The organism is Pseudonocardia sp. D17 (genome assembly GCF_036984265.1).
GTDB classification, from domain to species: domain Bacteria; phylum Actinomycetota; class Actinomycetes; order Mycobacteriales; family Pseudonocardiaceae; genus Pseudonocardia; species Pseudonocardia benzenivorans.
Map to the genome: position 1 here is coordinate 51,966 of NZ_BPRG01000088.1, position 15,693 is coordinate 67,658.

12 protein-coding genes are annotated in these 15,693 nt (G+C 75.5%); 6 read left to right on the forward strand and 6 right to left on the reverse strand.

What is annotated here, in order from left to right:
• Positions 1-10: 10 nt before the first annotated feature.
• On the reverse strand, positions 11-1,381 hold the full coding sequence (locus PSD17_RS15990) for a replication-associated recombination protein A (RefSeq protein WP_339123251.1): 1,371 nt from the start codon (positions 1,379-1,381) through the stop codon (positions 11-13).
• Between the two features lie 291 nt (positions 1,382-1,672).
• Between PSD17_RS15990 and PSD17_RS15995 the strand changes: the two genes are divergently transcribed.
• The 4 genes from PSD17_RS15995 to PSD17_RS16010 all read left to right on the forward strand — a co-directional run bounded on the left by PSD17_RS15995 (position 1,673) and on the right by PSD17_RS16010 (position 5,020).
• Positions 1,673-2,926, forward strand: a complete 1,254-nt coding sequence (locus tag PSD17_RS15995; RefSeq protein ID WP_339123253.1) for an aminotransferase-like domain-containing protein — start codon at positions 1,673-1,675, stop codon at positions 2,924-2,926.
• An 11-nt stretch (positions 2,927-2,937) separates the two neighbouring features.
• Positions 2,938-3,429: an Lrp/AsnC family transcriptional regulator gene (locus PSD17_RS16000; RefSeq protein ID WP_013675656.1), complete on the forward strand. Its 492-nt coding sequence runs from the start codon at positions 2,938-2,940 to the stop codon at positions 3,427-3,429.
• Between the two features lie 9 nt (positions 3,430-3,438).
• Positions 3,439-4,593: an aminotransferase class I/II-fold pyridoxal phosphate-dependent enzyme gene (locus PSD17_RS16005; protein ID WP_013675657.1), complete on the forward strand. Its 1,155-nt coding sequence runs from the start codon at positions 3,439-3,441 to the stop codon at positions 4,591-4,593.
• 217 nt (positions 4,594-4,810) lie between these two features.
• Positions 4,811-5,020 (forward strand): hypothetical protein, encoded by a 210-nt coding sequence (locus tag PSD17_RS16010; protein ID WP_013675658.1) that lies wholly within the window; start codon positions 4,811-4,813, stop codon positions 5,018-5,020.
• 139 nt (positions 5,021-5,159) lie between these two features.
• On the opposite strand, the gene PSD17_RS16015 is transcribed toward PSD17_RS16010, so the two are convergent.
• From PSD17_RS16015 to PSD17_RS16030, 4 genes are all read right to left on the reverse strand, one after another.
• Entirely contained in the window at positions 5,160-6,293 is a 1,134-nt protein-coding gene (locus PSD17_RS16015; RefSeq protein ID WP_339123256.1) for an SGNH/GDSL hydrolase family protein, read from the reverse strand.
• A 259-nt stretch (positions 6,294-6,552) separates the two neighbouring features.
• Entirely contained in the window at positions 6,553-7,749 is a 1,197-nt protein-coding gene (locus PSD17_RS16020; protein WP_013675660.1) for a hypothetical protein, read from the reverse strand.
• A 442-nt stretch (positions 7,750-8,191) separates the two neighbouring features.
• Positions 8,192-9,979 carry an aspartate--tRNA ligase gene (gene aspS / locus PSD17_RS16025; protein ID WP_041759815.1) on the reverse strand — a complete coding sequence of 596 codons (1,788 nt, stop codon included), beginning with the start codon at positions 9,977-9,979 and terminating at the stop codon, positions 8,192-8,194.
• A 157-nt stretch (positions 9,980-10,136) separates the two neighbouring features.
• Positions 10,137-12,833 carry an intein-containing Rv2578c family radical SAM protein gene (locus PSD17_RS16030; RefSeq protein WP_339123259.1) on the reverse strand — a complete coding sequence of 899 codons (2,697 nt, stop codon included), beginning with the start codon at positions 12,831-12,833 and terminating at the stop codon, positions 10,137-10,139.
• 69 nt (positions 12,834-12,902) lie between these two features.
• On the opposite strand from PSD17_RS16030, the gene PSD17_RS16035 reads away from it, so the two are divergent.
• Positions 12,903-13,457, forward strand: a complete 555-nt coding sequence (locus tag PSD17_RS16035) for a gluconokinase (protein ID WP_339123261.1) — start codon at positions 12,903-12,905, stop codon at positions 13,455-13,457.
• A 108-nt stretch (positions 13,458-13,565) separates the two neighbouring features.
• A complete protein-coding gene (locus PSD17_RS16040) occupies positions 13,566-15,149 on the forward strand; it encodes a YibE/F family protein (RefSeq protein ID WP_339123263.1) in 1,584 nt (527 codons plus the stop codon).
• On the opposite strand, the gene PSD17_RS16045 is transcribed toward PSD17_RS16040, so the two are convergent.
• The gene (locus tag PSD17_RS16045) at positions 15,097-15,690 is read right to left on the reverse strand and encodes a class I SAM-dependent methyltransferase (RefSeq protein ID WP_339123265.1); all 594 of its coding nucleotides are present in this window, start codon (positions 15,688-15,690) and stop codon (positions 15,097-15,099) included. The genes PSD17_RS16040 and PSD17_RS16045 overlap by 53 nt on opposite strands.
• Positions 15,691-15,693 lie beyond the last annotated feature (3 nt).

Here is a 15,693-nt window from a genome sequence, read left to right on the forward strand (position 1 = left end):
CGGCGGCCACTCAGCCCCGGGCGTCCCCCCGGACCGCGCGGCGCAACCGCGGGAGCCGCTCCGCGAGCACCCGCTCGGACCCGCGCGTCGTCGGGACGTAGTAGTCGCGGCCGACCAGGTCGTCCGGCGGGTACTGCTGGGCGAGCACGCCGTCGGCGTCGTCGTGCGGGTAGCGGTAGCCCACGGCGTTGCCGAGCTTCTCGGCGCCGGAGTAGTGCCCGTCGCGCAGGTGCGGGGGCACCGAACCGACCGCCCCCGCCCGGACCTCGGCCATCGCGGCGTCGATCGCCGTGATCACCGCGTTGGACTTCGGCGCCGTGGCCAGGTGCAGCGTGGCCTGGGCCAGCGCGATCCGTGCCTCCGGCATCCCCACGAGCTGCACCACCTGCGCCGCGGCCGTCGCGGCCTGCAGCGCCGTCGGGTCGGCGAGGCCGATGTCCTCGCTCGCGTGGATCATCAGCCGGCGGGCGATGAACCGCGGGTCCTCCCCCGCGACGATCATCCGCGCCAGGTAGTGCAGGGCCGCGTCGGGATCCGACCCGCGGATCGACTTGATGAAGGCGCTGATGACGTCGTAGTGCTGGTCGCCCGCCCGGTCGTAGCGGACGGCGACCTCGGTCACGGCGCGCTCGACGTCGGCGAGGCCGATGCTGTGCCCGCCTGCCGACCGCACCCCGTCGGCCGCGGCCTCGAGCGCCGTCAGCGCCCGCCGCGCGTCGCCCGCCGCGAGCCGGACCAGCGCGTCCTCACCGTCGTCGGCGAGCTCGACCGAGCCGCCCAGGCCCCGCCCGTCGACGACGGCGCGACGCAGCAGGGCGCGCAGCTCGTCGGGTTCCAGGGAACGCAGCTGCAGGATCAGCGAGCGCGACAACAGCGGTGAGACGACCGAGAACGACGGGTTCTCGGTGGTCGCCGCCACGAGCAGCACCAGCCGGTCCTCGACGGCGCCGAGCAGCGCGTCCTGCTGCGTCTTGGAGAAGCGGTGCACCTCGTCGATGAACAGGACCGTCGACCGGCCGTCACGGTCGAGGCGGCGCCGCGCGTCCTCGATCACCGCGCGCAGCTCCTTGACCCCCGCCGAGAGCGCCGAGAGCGCGACGAAGTGCCGGCTGCCGGCGCCCGAGCGGGCCATGAGCCGCGCCAGGGTCGTCTTGCCGGTGCCGGGCGGGCCGTAGAGCAGCACCGACGCGGGCGCCCCACCCTCGAGCAACCGGCGCAGCGGCGCCCCCGGCCCGAGCAGGTGCCGCTGGCCGACGACCTCGTCGAGCGAGCGCGGCCGCATCCGCACGGCCAGCGGCGCGCCCTCGCGGACCTGCGGCTCGGCGGGCCCGCCGAACGCGTCGTCCGGCTCGGCGATGTCGAAGAGACCGTCGGTAGTCATCGACGACCAGCCTGCCACCGCGGCCCGACAACCCTGCGCCGGCCGTCCGCGCACACCCGGCGGCGTCGCCGGGACGTTTCGGATACTGGGATCACAGTTCCGGATCGCAGGATGCTGGCGGAGAATGGGCTACGGGACGGGCCCACCCGGTCGCGTCCCGTTCCTCTCGCAGTGATCGATCCGCGCGGGACCGCGGTCGGGCGCCGAACCAGCGCCCGACCCCACTCCGTCGTCCGACGACGGAGGTCCCGCCCGCGTCCGCCGGGCGGTCACCGCGACCGGGAGGCCGACATGTGCTCCGCACCCGCACGTCCCGTCCATCCCGCCCCGGAGCCCGTCCCTGCAGGCCCTGTGCCGCTGGCGGCCCGGATGCGGGCCGTCCGAGGCTCGGCGATCCGTGACCTGCTGACCCTCACCGCGCGCCACGACGTGCTCAGCCTCGCCGGCGGGCTGCCGGCCGTCGACCTCATGCCGCACGAGCGCATCGCCGCCGCCACCGCCCGCGCGCTCGCCGCACCGGCGGCCGTCCAGTACAGCGAGACGGCAGGCATCGGCGCCCTGCGCGAGGCCGTCGCCGCGCACGAGTCGGCCCGGACGGGCCGCGACCTGGGCCCCGCCGACGTCGTCGTGACGAGCGGGTCGCAGCAGGCACTGGACCTGCTCGCCCGCGCGACGCTCGACCCCGGCGCGGCGGTCGTCGTCGAGGACCCCGCCTACGTCGGGGCACTGCAGGTGTTCCAGGCCGCGGGCGCGGTGCTGCACGGCGTCCCCGTCGACGCCGACGGCATGGACCTCGACGCGCTCGAGCGCCTGCTCGACGGGGGTCTGCGGCCACGCCTGGTGCACACCGTCGCGAGCTTCCACAACCCGCGCGGGGTCACCCTGTCCCAGCAGCGACGGGCCCGCCTCGCGCGGCTGGCCGACAGGTACGGCTTCCTCGTCGTCGAGGACGACCCGTACGGACTGATCGCGTTCGAGGGACCGCCGCCGGTGCCGGTCGCGGCCCACGGCGACCGGGTGGCGCGGCTCGGCAGCGCGTCGAAGATCCTCGCGCCCGCCCTGCGGGTGGGCTGGCTCGTCGCGCCGCCCGAGGTGGGCGCGGCCGTCGAACGGCTCAAGCAGTCCACCGACCTGTGCGGGTCGGCGCTGACCCAGACCGTCGCGGCGGAACTGCTCGCCGACACCGACTGGCTGCAGCGCCATCTCGACGGCCTGCGCGTGGCCTACCGATCCCGGGCCCGCGCGTTCACCGCGGCCGTCGACGAGGCGTTCGGCGACGCCGTCGAGCGCAGCACCCCGACTGGCGGGATGTTCTGCTGGCTGCGGTTCACCGACGGCCGCGACACCTCCGCCCTGCTGGCCCGCGCGATCGAGCACGGCGTCGCGTTCGTGCCGGGCTCCGCGTTCGCCGTGCACGACCCGCTGACATCGGCCTTGCGCTGCAGCTTCGCGACCTACCCCGAACCCGTCCTCCAGGACGCGGTGCGCAGACTGGCCCGCGCGGCGGCGTCCTCGACGGCCCCCTCGACGGCCACGGCGTCGTAGGGTTGGCGACCGTGCGGGAGATCCTCGAATTGCTGGAGCGTGACTCGGCGCTGAGTCACGACACCATCGCGACGATGCTCGGCCTGCCGGTCGAGGAGGTGTCGGCGCGGATCGCGGAGTGGGAGGCCGCGGGCGTCATCCGGCGCTACAAGGCCGTCGTCAACTGGGAGGCCGTCGACGACACCATCGCCCGGGAGAAGGTGGTGGCGTTCATCGACGTCGCGGTCGCGCCGGCGCGCGGGGTCGGCTTCGACGACGTCGCCCTGCGGATCTCCCGGTTCGACGAGGTCAGGAGCGTGCACCTCGTCTCCGGCGGGCACGACCTGCGCTGCACCGTCGTGGGTCGCGACATCCGCGCGGTCAGCGACTTCGTGAGCCAGCGGCTGTCGACGATCGACCGGGTGCAGTCGACCGCCACGCACTTCGTCCTCAAGACCTTCAAGCGCGACGGCGACGTCTTCGCCGAGCCGGAGCCCGACCACCGGCTCCGCGTCACCCCGTAGGAGGTCCCGGTGAAGCCGCTCAACGAGGTCATCTCCGCGTGTCCGCCGTCGGGCATCCGGCGGTTCTTCGACATCGCCGCCGAGATGGACGACGTGATCTCCCTCGGCGTCGGCGAGCCCGACTTCGTGACGCCCTGGCGCATCCGCGAGGCCGGCATCTACGCCCTCGAGCACGGGTACACGACGTACACGTCCAACGCGGGCCTTCCCGCGCTGCGGATGCTGATCTGCTCTCAGCTGCAGGAGCGCTACGCCGCGGAGTACGCGTGGGACAGCGAGTGCCTCATCACGACGGGCGTGTCCGAGGGCCTGGACCTCGCGCTGCGGGTGCTGCTCAACCCCGGCGACGAGGTGATCGTCCCGGAGCCCTGCTACGTCGCGTACGAACCGTGTGTGGCCTTCGCGGGCGGGGTGGCGGTCACCGTGCCGACGCGCTGGGAGGACGGCTTCGCGATCGACGTCGACACCGTCGCCGCGGCGATCACCCCGCGCACCAAGGCGATCCTGATCGGGTCGCCCGCCAACCCGACCGGTGCCGTGCAGCCCCGCGCCGCGCTGCAGGCGCTCGCGGAGCTCGCCGCGCGGCACGACCTGTACCTGATCTCCGACGAGATCTACGACCGGCTGACCTACAACGGCGTGCACACCTGCCTCGGCGCGATCCCGGCGGCCCGGGAGCGGACCGTCGTGCTCGGCGGGTTCTCCAAGGCACAGGCGATGACGGGTTGGCGCGTCGGCTGGATCTGTGCGCCCCAGCCGATCGCCGAGCTGTGCGTCCGGGTGCACCAGTACACGATGCTGTGCGCCCCGCACGTCTCCCAGCTCGCCGCGGTCGAGGCGTTGACCTCGGCCAACACCGACGTCGAGGAGATGGTCGCCGACTACGACCGGCGGCGGCGGGTGTTCGTCAAGGGACTGCGCGAGACCGGCCTGGAGTGCCCCGAGCCGGAGGGTGCGTTCTACGCGTTCCCGAGCATCCGATCGTCGGGACTCGACTCCGAGACCTTCGCCGAGCGGCTGCTCAAGGAGCAGGGCGTCGCGGTCGTACCGGGGAACGTCTTCGGGCCGTCGGGCGAGGGCCACGTCCGGTGCTCCTACGCGACGGCGCTGCCGCTGCTGGAGCAGGCGGTCGATCGGATCGGGGACTTCCTCCGGTCGCTCTGAGGCGGGAGGCGACGGGTCGGGCCGAGGAGGCCCGACGCGGGCCGGCGGCCGAGTCCGGCCGGCACGGCCGATCGTCACGGCCGGTCGTCACGGCCGGTCGTCGGACGTCCGAGAGTCGCCGGTCCGAGGGTCGGGGCCGGGACGGAGTTGCGGGATCGCAACGCGCCCGGGGCACGTCGTTCACAGTTCCGCAACAGCGTTGCGGCACGCTGCCGACATGGACGCCACGAGCACCCGTCACGGGGCCTGCCTCACCTGCGCGCGGCCCCGCACCCTCGACGACGTACACAGCCTCGAGTGGAGCAGCGAGCACGCTCCCGACGGCACCATCGGTTTCCGCTGCGGCCCGTGCACCCGCGAGCAGCTGTGGCGGATCGAGGCGCTCCTCGCGCCCGAGCCCGTCGCCGCGGCACCCGTCGCCGCCTGACGTCCGCCCGCCGGGAGCGGCCACTCCCCGAGATCCGGGCGCTCGTGGACGCGCGCGTTCGTCGCGTCGTCGTGCACGGCGCACTGCGCGGCTGCTCACGCCCGCGCCACCCCGGGGCGCCGTGTCCTCCGGCCGGGACCTACGGCTCCGTGCGCCCGCCGCGCAGCCCGTCGACCAGTCCGAGCGCGATCACGGGCCCCAGGTCGCCGGCGCGGCGCACCAGCCACGGCAGCCCCTTGACGACGAGCCAGGCGATCCGGTGCGTCGTCGTCACCCGGCGACCGCCGGAGCATTCCGGCGACACCGGCTCCGGCACCGCCCAACCCGCGGCGGCGACGACGTCCGCGAGGGCCCCCGCGAGCAGCCGGTGGCCGAACTCCGACGGATGCAGCCGGTCGACCGCCCAGGCCGAACGTTCGTAGCCCCCCGGCAGCGCGTCGAGATCGAGCACGGTCGCCCCGGCCCGGTCGGCCGCCGCATCGATCGCGGCGTTGAGCAGCTCGATCCGCGTCCGGAGGGCCCGCCGCAGCGGGGCCGGGAGCCGGAAGACACGGGTGTGGTCGTGGTAGCGCAGGACGACGACCAGCGCCCCCGCTTCCCGCAGGGCCGCGAGCGTCGCGGCGCAGTCCGCCTCGAGTGCGGCGGGATCGAAGTCCGAGCGCAGGGTGTCGTTCATCCCGGCGCAGACGATCGCGATGTCGGGGCTGGACCCGAGGGCCGCGGGGAGCTGCTCGGTGCGCAGCCGGCGCATCCGGGCGCCGGAGCGAGCGAGGTTCGTCAGCCGGGTCCGCGGGGCGGGCTCGCCGGCGGTGCCCGGGTGCTCGCGACGGGCGTGATCGGCACCGGTCTGCCCGACGGTCCGTCCGGCCGTCTGTCCGGCGGTCTGTCCGGCGGTCTGTCCGGCGGTCTGTCCGGCGGTCTGTCCGGCGGCAGCGCGACCGGCGGCGGCCTGACCGGCAGTGGCGTGACCGGCAATGGCGGGTGGTGCGTCCAGGGCGTCGCGCAGCAGGACGGGGAACCCGCGCCAGCCGCCGCCCGCCGCGGGGTCCCCGATTCCGACCGCCGTCGAGTCGCCGAGGACGGCGAGTCGCTCGACCCGCCTCCCGCCCCCGGCGGGCCCCGGGCGTCTCGCTGCCGCCGCGTGCGCGCACCGCGACACGGATTGCCCGGCGAGGACCGGCGCGGCCGGCGGGTGCCCCACGGGCGCGGGGGGCGGCGGCGTCACCGACCACGGCCGGGCCGCCCCGGCGGACGCGGCCCTCGACGGCGCCACCGGCTCGGGATGTAGCGGCCCCGGGGGCAGGCCGCCGTCGGGTGGGCTCACGGCGCCCGTGGGTTCCGGGTCGTCCGCGGCACGCGCGGGCCCCGGACGGGACGCGGTCGTCCGCCCCTCGGCGCTGGTCGGGGCGGCGGCGGGCCGGAGCGACGGGGCGGGCGGCGCGATCACGCGCTCACGATCGCTCCCGCCGCCGGACCGGCGGTGTGCGTGCGGTGACGCGTCGCGGGCGGCCGGGGGAACGTCCGGTGCGCGGTCAGACCGCGCTGCGGAACGCCGGGTACAACGGCAACGCCGCCGGCGCGTCGGAGAACCGGGCGCGCAGCGCCGCCGTCACGGCGTCGGCGAGCTCGACCGTCGCCGCGAGCCCCTCGGCCTCGGCCGCGGCCGTGCCGAGCCGGCGCCAGTAGTCGCACAGCGCTGTGCTGATCCGCGGCGAGCGCCCGGGCTCCGGTCCCATCGAGGTGTCCCGTTCACGGATCCGTGGCAGCAGCCACCACGTGCACAGCCACACCCACAGCAGCTGGGCGTCGAGCAGGCGGCGGTCCAGGCGCAACGGGTCGTCGAGGTCGGGCCAGACGACGGCGATCTCGTCGCGCCACGCTTCGAGCATCGCCTCGCTCATCCCCTCGGGCATCGCGAAGCTCGCCCGGCACCCCGGGAACGGCACCCGGAAGTAGGCGGCGTCGAGCGCCACGTCGCGGAAGCAGCCCCATTCGAAGTCGACGAACCGCACGCCGCGGCTGGTGACGAGGTTGTTGTCCGGGCACGTGTCCGACGGGCTGAACGCCCGGTACCGGGTGCCGCCGAGCAGTCGCGCGGTCTCGTGGACCTGCGCCGTCGCCGCCGCGGAGACCTGCACCCCGAGCACGGACTCCAGCAGGCCGGGCAGCCCGGCGATCGCGGCGCGGGCCTCGTCGGCCACGGGATCGCGCCAGGTCTTCTCACCGAGGCGGCGCAGCAGCGCCCCGAAGTCGTTCTCCCGGCCCGCGGTGGCGGCCTGCATCCGGCCGAGGGCCCGCGCCCAGCTGATCAGGTAACGCTGGGCGGCGGCCGCGTCGGGTCCGAAGAGCTTGTCCGCCAACGTCGAGCTGCGGCCCAGGTCCTCCAGCACGAGCAGCCGGGCCTGCGGGTCGTGGGCGATGATCACCGGGCTGGGCCGGGCGTCGGCCGGCATCGCGGTGAACAGCTGGCAGCTCGCGACCTCGAAGTGGAACGGGTCGGGCCGGTCGGAGTCGGCGTCGCCGACGTAGTGCTTGACGACGACCGTTCGGCGCATCGAGAACGGGTTGCGCGCCACGCGGGCGCGCGCGACCACCGACCGGTCGCTGCCACCCAGGTCCTCGGGGTCGGCCAGGACCACCGACGCGCCGTAGCGTCGGGTCAGGAGGCGCTCCGCGGCAGCCAGCGCCGCGAGCACCGGCCTGGGGAAGTCGGCCAGGTCACGAACCATCGGCGATGACCTTACCCGGCGAGAGCCTGGTTCCCCCGATGGAGCGGCGTCGATCTGCGCAGGGCTGGTGTCAGCGCCCGCGGTCCCAGGGCCGCAACACGTCTCGTCGCTCCGCCCGGCGGGCCGCGCCGCAGCCCGCAGAGCAGCGACGACCGCCGCAGCGCCGACCACGGACCGAACCGCGGGCGCCGGCCGCACCCGGCGCCCACGCTCCCCGGGGGAGACGGCGTGTCGCAGCGCGGCGCCGGAGCGGCGACGGCCTCCGTGGGTCCGACCGGACCGCTGCCGCCGACCGCGAACAGAGCCCGGCCGCATGCCCCGCGCTGCTCCCGCGGATACCGGGCGACCGAGTGCCGCCCGAACGCACATGCCGCCCCCACCGCGGATCGAGCCCGACTGCGGGGCGCGCGCTGCCCCGCGCGGACACTGCCGACCGACGGGATCAGCTCCCGGCGGGCGGTTCGGCCTGGTCCTTGGGCTTCGGCGGGGTCGCGTCGACGCCCGCCTCCTTGCGCTGTGCCGCCGTGATCGGCGCGGGCGCCTGGGTCAGCGGGTCGAACCCGCCACCGGTCTTCGGGAACGCGATGACGTCGCGCAACGACTCCGCCCCCGAGAGCAGCATGCAGATGCGGTCCCAGCCGAACGCGATGCCGCCGTGTGGCGGCGGGCCGTACTGGAAGGCGTCGAGCAGGAAGCCGAACTTCTCCTGCTGCTCGGCCTCGTCCATGCCGAGCAGGGCGAACACCCGCTGCTGCACGTCGGAACGATGGATACGGATCGAGCCGCCGCCGATCTCGTTGCCGTTGGCGACGATGTCGTAGGCGTAGGCCAGCGCCTGGTCGGGCGCCTCCTCGAAGCGGTCGAGCCAGTCCTCGTTCGGGGAGGTGAAGGGGTGGTGCACGGCGGTCCAGCCGATCTCCTCCCCCTTGTCGTCGCGGACGCGCTCGAACATCGGCGCGTCGACGATCCACACGAACGACCAGGCGCTCTCGTCGACCAGGCCGACGCGGCGGGCGATCTCGCCGCGTGCCGCACCCAGCAGCGCGCGGGCGTCCGACGGGTGACCCGCGGCGAAGAAGATCGCGTCGCCGGGGTCGGCGCCCACGGCCTTGGCCAGCCCGTCGCGCTCGACGTCGGACAGGTTCTTGGCGACGGGACCGCCGAGCGTGCCGTCCTCGCCGACGGTGACGTAGGCGAGGCCGCGGGCCCCGCGCTGACGGGCCCACTCCTGCCACGCGTCGAACTGCCGACGCGGCTGCGACGCGCCACCGGGCATCACGACCGCGCCCACGTAGTCGGCCTGGAAGACGCGGAACGACGTCGCGGAGAAGTACTCGGTGAGCTCGGTGAGCTCGATGCCGAAGCGCAGGTCGGGCTTGTCGGACCCGTAGCGCGCCATCGCCTCCGCGTAGGTCATCCGCGGGATCGGCAGCGGGATCTCGTAACCGGCGAGCTCGCGCCACAGCGCCGCGGTGACGGCCTCGCCCAGCTCGATGACGTCGTCCTGGGAGACGAAGCTCATCTCGATGTCGAGCTGGGTGAACTCGGGCTGACGGTCGGCGCGGAAGTCCTCGTCGCGGTAGCAGCGCGCGATCTGGTAGTAGCGCTCGGTGCCCGCGACCATCAGCAGCTGTTTGAACAGCTGCGGGCTCTGCGGCAGGGCGTACCAGGAGCCGGGCCGCAGCCGCGCCGGGACCAGGAAGTCGCGCGCGCCCTCCGGGGTCGACCGGGTCAGCGTCGGCGTCTCGACCTCGACGAAGTCGCGCTCGTGCAGCACGGTGCGCGCGATCCGGTTGGCCTCGCTGCGCATCCGCAGCGCGGCCGCCGGACCGGTACGGCGCAGGTCGAGGTAGCGGTGCTTGAGCCGGATCTCCTCGCCCACCTCGGTGTGGTCGTCGATCGGGAAGGGCAGCGGCGCCGACTCCGACAGCACGGTCAGGTCGGTGGCCAGTACCTCGATCTCGCCCGTCGCGAGCTCGGGGTTCTCGTTGCCCGCGGGGCGTCGCGCCACCTCGCCGGTGACCTGGACGACGAACTCCGACCGCAGCCGGTGCGCCCGCTCGGCCATCTCGCCCTCGCGGAACACGACCTGCGCGGAACCGGACGAGTCGCGCAGGTCGATGAAGATCACGCCGCCGTGATCGCGACGGCGGGCCACCCAACCGGCGAGGGTCACGGTCTGTCCGGCATGGTCGGCACGCAACGTGCCGGCGGGGTGGGTGCGCATCACGGGGAGCAAGGCTATCCGGCGCCCCGACGGTGACGGCCAGCAGGTTTCCGCTCCCCCGGCGCACCGTGCGACGACGCGGCGACGCGAGGACGTCCCGATGTGTCGGTGCCCCGCGACGACCCGGTGTGCCGGGGCCCAGCGGGCCGCGAGCGGCGGCTCACAACAGGCTGAGCTGGTCGCCCGCCGCACCGCTGCGGTCGACCCTGCCGGCAGACGGGCGTGCCGCCGCCGCCACCTCCGGGTCCCGGTCGGACGTCGGCCGTGTCCCCGGGTCGGCGCGACCCGCGGCGCCCAGGTCGACCTCGGCGGCACGGCCGCGGAAGCGCATCGCCGTCACCGAGCCGTCGAGCCCGTGCCGGCGCAGCAGCGGTGCGACGCGTTCGGCCAGCGCGGTGCGGTAGGCGCCGTCGACGTATGCCCCGCGGCGGTACAGCCGCCCGTACGCGTCGACGAGTCCGGGATGCTCGCGCTGCAGCCACGCGAGGAACCATTCCCTGGTCCCGGGGCGCAGGTGCAGCGCCATCACGCTCGCGCCCGTCGCGCCCGCCGCCGCGATCCGTCCGAGCAGCGCGTCGAGCGCCTCCGCCGAGTCGGTGAGCAGCGGCAGCACGGGCGCGACCATCACCCCGCAGGGCAGACCGGCGTCCGTGATCCGCCGCACCAGGTCGAGCCGGGCCCGCGGACTCGGCGCTCCCGGTTCGAGACGGGCCTGCAGCGACCGGTCGAGCAGCGCGATCGACACCCCGAGCCCGACCGGGACGTCCTGGGCTGCGGACGCGATCATCGGCAGGTCGCGGCCGAGGACGGTCCCCTTGGTGAGCACGGAGAAGGGCGTTCCCGATCCGGCGAGCGCCCGCACGATGCCCGGCATCAACCGGTAACGCCCCTCGGCCCGCTGGTACGGGTCGGTGTTGGTGCCCATCGCCACGGGCTCACGGCGCCACCGCGGCCGATTCACCTCGCGTTCGAGCACTCGTGCAGCGTTGACCTTGACGATGATCTGGCTGTCGAAGTCGGCGCCCGCATCGAGGTCGAGATAGGTGTGGGTGTTGCGCGCGAAGCAGTTGTGGCTGATCACGCCTTCGGCGACGAAGTCACCGGTCCCCGTCGTGATGTCGAACATCGGCCGCGACTCCGGGAGCGGTTCCACGGCCACGACCTCGGGCCCGGCCGCCGCGACGACCGACCCGCCGGGCTCGCGGATCCCGGTGGCCGACGGGTCGACACAGCCGGCGAGCCGGGTGAGGGTGCGCGCATCCGCCGGCAGGACCGCCGTGTGCAGCGCCTCCCCGGCGCCCGGGTCCGGAGCATGCCGGACGAACCGCAACCCGAGCTCCCGGCCCGCGGCGACGAACCGGTCGAGCAGGTCGCCACCGGCGGGGCCGACGGCCCGCACCTCCAGCGCCGCGCCGGAGCGGGACCCGAGCGCATCGAGCACGCCCGCGACGAAGCCGGCCTTCCACTCCCGACCGGGCCGCAGTGGCCACCCGGCCGGACCCACGGCCGCGGCCGACCCGACCCGCACCCCGCCCCCCGCGGGCAGCGGCACCCGCCGGGCGGCCGTCGCGACGGGGGTCGCCGCGGCCACGGAAGCGTTCGTTGCTCCGGGAGCGTCCGCCACTGCGAGGGATCCGGACAGTTGCACCGAGCCGACCGGCACTGCCCGCCCGGCTGAGCCTGTCGAGCCCGTCGAGCCCGTCGAGCTGACGGGCCCTGCCGAGCCCGACGACGCTGTCGCGGCTGCCGGCAGCGAGGCTGCCCCGGCCCGCCGCGATGCACGCCCACCCGGCCGGGGCCGACGCGCCTCGGGGCGGGTGGTGCGGGTCGGCCCCGAGGCCGACGTCCACACCCCTGGCATCGCCACGGCACGGGCCCAGCCACCGCCGCGGGCGAGCGCCGCCGGGGAGCTCCCCGCAGCCGCTGACGCCGGGACCGTCGTCACCGGAACCGTCGCCCGTGCCGGGCCTCCGGCGGCACCGGGCTCGGCGCCACCGGCTCCGGCGCCCGCAGCGGCACCGGCCCCGGCCCCGGCGCCGACCGCGACACCGACCTCGGCCATGCGGCCGAGCACGTCCGCGTCGAGGTGGGCGACCACATCGCGTGCGGCCGGACCGGCGGCGGCCCCGTCGGCGTCGGCGAGCATCCGGTGGACCCGCGCCAGTGCCTCCAGCGGGATCCGGCCGGACGGGAACGCCTCACCCGACGCGGCGGGATGCACCGCGTCGGCCCGGGTGATCCCACAGAGGTAGCCCACCCGGTACGCGGGCTCGGACGCCGGCGAGGGCGTCGGCGCACCGGGCCCGAGCAGGCGCGACCCCGGCCGCAGGTGCGGACGCCGGCCACTGCGGCACCACCCCGGCGACACGTGGCGCCATCCCTCACTGGTGAGGAAGCGGTGCTCCCCGCTGGTGACGAGGTCCGTGCCGTCGCTGAGCAGGACACGGCGGGCCGGGCGCACCGTCGACCAGTGCGCCAGTACCCGGGTGCGGACGTAGCGGCGGACACCGTCGGGGCCCACCTCGGTGCCGACCACCGCATCGCCGACCGTCACGTCGGCGATGGGCCGCCATCGACCGTCGGCCAGCAGCACGCGCGTCGACCCGTCGAGGCAGTAGACGCACGCGTGCGAGCAGCCGCGGTACGGATTGACCGTCCAGGCGAACGGCATGCGCGAGGGCGCCGGCACCCGGTTGAGCACCGACTTCGCCTCGACCTCGTGGAAGACGGTGCCCGCGAACTCCGGCGTCCGGACACTGCGCAGCAGCCCCCGGAGGCCCGGCAACGCCGCGTCGCCACCCACCCCGTCGTCCCGCACCTGCTGCCCGCTCCACCGCACCCCGGGATTCGAACACATGTTCGACACCCCTGCAAGCCGTTGTCCCCACCCGTTGGCCGCCGTGCGCCGACCGCGCATCCTGGACCGGTGAACGGGACACCGTCGGCCCCGGACGGGGCGCCGCAGGTCCGGACGACGACCGTCGTCGTCTCGGGGGTGTCCGGCACGGGCAAGTCGACCGTCGCCCGCCTGCTCGTCGAGCGGACCGGCTGGGACTTCGCCGAGGGCGACGACCTGCATCCGGCGGCCAACCGTCGCAAGATGACCGCCGGGACGCCCCTCGACGACGCGGACCGGCTGCCCTGGCTGCGCCGGATCGCCGCGTGGGTCGGGACGTGCGAGGCGGACGGTCGGAACGCCGTGGTCACCTGCTCGGCCCTGCGCCGCAGCTACCGCGACCTGCTGCGCGCGGGCCACCCGTCGGTGTGGTTCGTCCAGCTCACGGCCGGGCCCGAGGACCTCGACCGGCGGCTGCGGACCCGGCGGGGCCACTTCATGCCCGCCTCACTGCTCGGCAGCCAGCTCACGACGCTCGAGCCCCTCACCCCCGACGAGCCCGGCGCCGTGTATCCCTCCGACGGCGGCCCGCTGCGCGTCGTCGAGCGCGTCCTCGGCGACCTCCGGACGCGGCCCGGCCGCTGACCCCGCCCCCTCAGCCCGCCCGCTCGGCCGCACTCGGCGCCGGGCACTGCCCGGAGCCGATTGCCGACCCGGTCCGGAGGCCCGGCACCGCGTTGGAAGAATGCACCGGTGTCGCAGGCCGATCCCGATCGCCGCGATCCCGATCGGTCCGGGGCCGCGGGCCGTGCCACGACACGGCCACAGCACACCCGCGCCCGTGACACGGCCGGCGACACGGCCCACGGCTCCGACGCCCCGACGGTCGAGTTCGCCGCGGTCCCCGCCGGTGTCCCGGCGGGCGACGACCGGCCGCACACCCGAGCGGCCCGCCGGACCACCGCCCGGCCCGGCTCCGGACCCACCCGCCGCGACCCCGGGAACGGCGACACCGCCCACGGAGACACCGCGCACGCAGACACCACCGCCCACGGAGACACCGCGCACGCAGACACCGCCCACGCCGACACCGCGCACGGAGACACCGACCGCGCCCGCGACGACGACGGTCGTCCCGGCCGGGCACGGGACACCCCCAGGCCGAGCCACGGTCACGGCCACTCGCACTCGAACGCGCCGGCCGGGCCGTCGGCCCGCCGGGTCCGGATGTTCATCGCCGCACTGCTCGTGCCCTGCGCGCTCGCGACGGTCGTGGGCGTCGTCCTGCTCTGGCCGCGCCAGGGGCCGCCGGCCACGACGCAGCAGCCGGGCACGCCCGTCGACGCCCAGGTCGTCGCGACCCAGCGGGCCGACTGCACACCCGGGGACGGCACGGGCGCCTGCCTCGGCCTCACCGTGCACATGACCGACGGGCCGCTGCCCGGCCGGGATCTCGTGCAGATCCTGCCCGTCGAACCGTCCACGCCGCGGTTCGCGGTCGGCGACGGGGTCGTGCTGCAGTGGTCCGGCGCGGACCCGCTCGATCCGGGCTCGTACCAGGTCGTCGACTTCCAGCGCGGTCCGCCGCTGGTCTGGCTCGCGGTGCTCTTCGCGGCGGCGGTGCTGGTGCTGGGCCGGTGGCGCGGGCTCGCGGCGCTCGTCGCGCTGGGCCTGACGTTCGTCGTGCTGCTGGTGTTCGTGCTGCCGTCCGTCATCGCGGGCCACGACCCGCTGGCGGTGGCGATCGTCGGTGCGTGCCTGGTCATGTTCGTGGTGCTCTACCTGACCCACGGGCTCTCGGCCCGCACGTCGACGGCGGTACTGGGGACGCTGGTCTCGCTGGGGGTCATCGGGGCGCTCGGCGCGGTCTTCGCGGCCGCCGCGAAGCTGACGGGTCTCGACGACCAGACCGCCAACCTCATCGCCACCCTCGGGGCGCCGGTGGACGCCCGCGGCCTGCTGCTCGCGGGCTTCGTGATCGGGGCGCTGGGCGTCCTCGACGACGTGACGGTCACCCAGACCAGCGCGGTCTGGGAGCTGCGCGCCGCCAACCCCGACCTCGGTGCGGGTGCCCTGTTCGCCGCGGCGATGCGCATCGGCCGCGACCACGTGTCGTCGGCCGTCAACACCCTCGTGCTGGCCTACGCGGGCGCGTCGCTGCCGTTGATGCTGGTGTTCTCGTTGTCCGGCAACGGGTTGGGGCACGTCCTCACGATCGGCGACGTCGCGACGGAGATCGTGCGGACCCTCGTCGGGAGCATCGGGCTGGTGGCCTCGGTGCCGATCACGACGGGGCTGGCGGCGCTGGTGGCGAGCCGGGAACCGCGCCCGGTGTGACCTCGCGGCGCCGCGCGAGCAGCGTGGCCGCGCCGTCGCCCTCCTCGTGGGTGAGCACGTCGAGCCCGGGGAACGCGGCGGCCAGCTCACCGGGCCCGGCCCGGAACGGCCCGGGCTCGTCGTCGACCTCGGACAGCACGGTGAGCACGAGCAGCCCGCCCTCGGCGAGCAGGCGCGCGAACGCCGGGTACAGGCGGGGGTCGCGGAACCGCTGGCAGACGACGAGGTCGTAGGGCCCGGTACACGCGGCCGGGAGACCGGCGTCGAGGTCGGCCACGTGCCACGCGACCTCGACGTCCTGCGCGGCGGCCAGCGCGGCGCCGGCGGCCAGCGCGACCGGCGAGACGTCGACCGCGTCGACGACGAACCCGCGCGCGGCCAGCCACACCGCGACGCTCCCCCGGCCGCAGGCGACGTCGAGCGCCCGACCGCCCGCGGGCAGCAGGTCCCCGCGGCCGCGCAGTGCATCGGGCGGCGCCGGCTGCCCGACACCGGCGACGGCGTGCCGCGCGTCCCAGCGCTCCCGGTCGGTGACGGCCACGCG

Excerpts from the sequence above, each read along its gene's own strand:
- PSD17_RS15990 (WP_339123251.1), bottom strand. The coding sequence starts at position 1,381 with ATGACTACCGACGGTCTCTTCGACATCGCCGAGCCGGACGACGCGTTC.
- PSD17_RS16010 (WP_013675658.1), top strand. The coding sequence starts at position 4,811 with ATGGACGCCACGAGCACCCGTCACGGGGCCTGCCTCACCTGCGCGCGG.
- PSD17_RS15995 (WP_339123253.1), top strand. The coding sequence starts at position 1,673 with ATGTGCTCCGCACCCGCACGTCCCGTCCATCCCGCCCCGGAGCCCGTC.
- PSD17_RS16030 (WP_339123259.1), bottom strand. The coding sequence starts at position 12,833 with ATGTGTTCGAATCCCGGGGTGCGGTGGAGCGGGCAGCAGGTGCGGGAC.
- PSD17_RS16020 (WP_013675660.1), bottom strand. The coding sequence starts at position 7,749 with ATGGTTCGTGACCTGGCCGACTTCCCCAGGCCGGTGCTCGCGGCGCTG.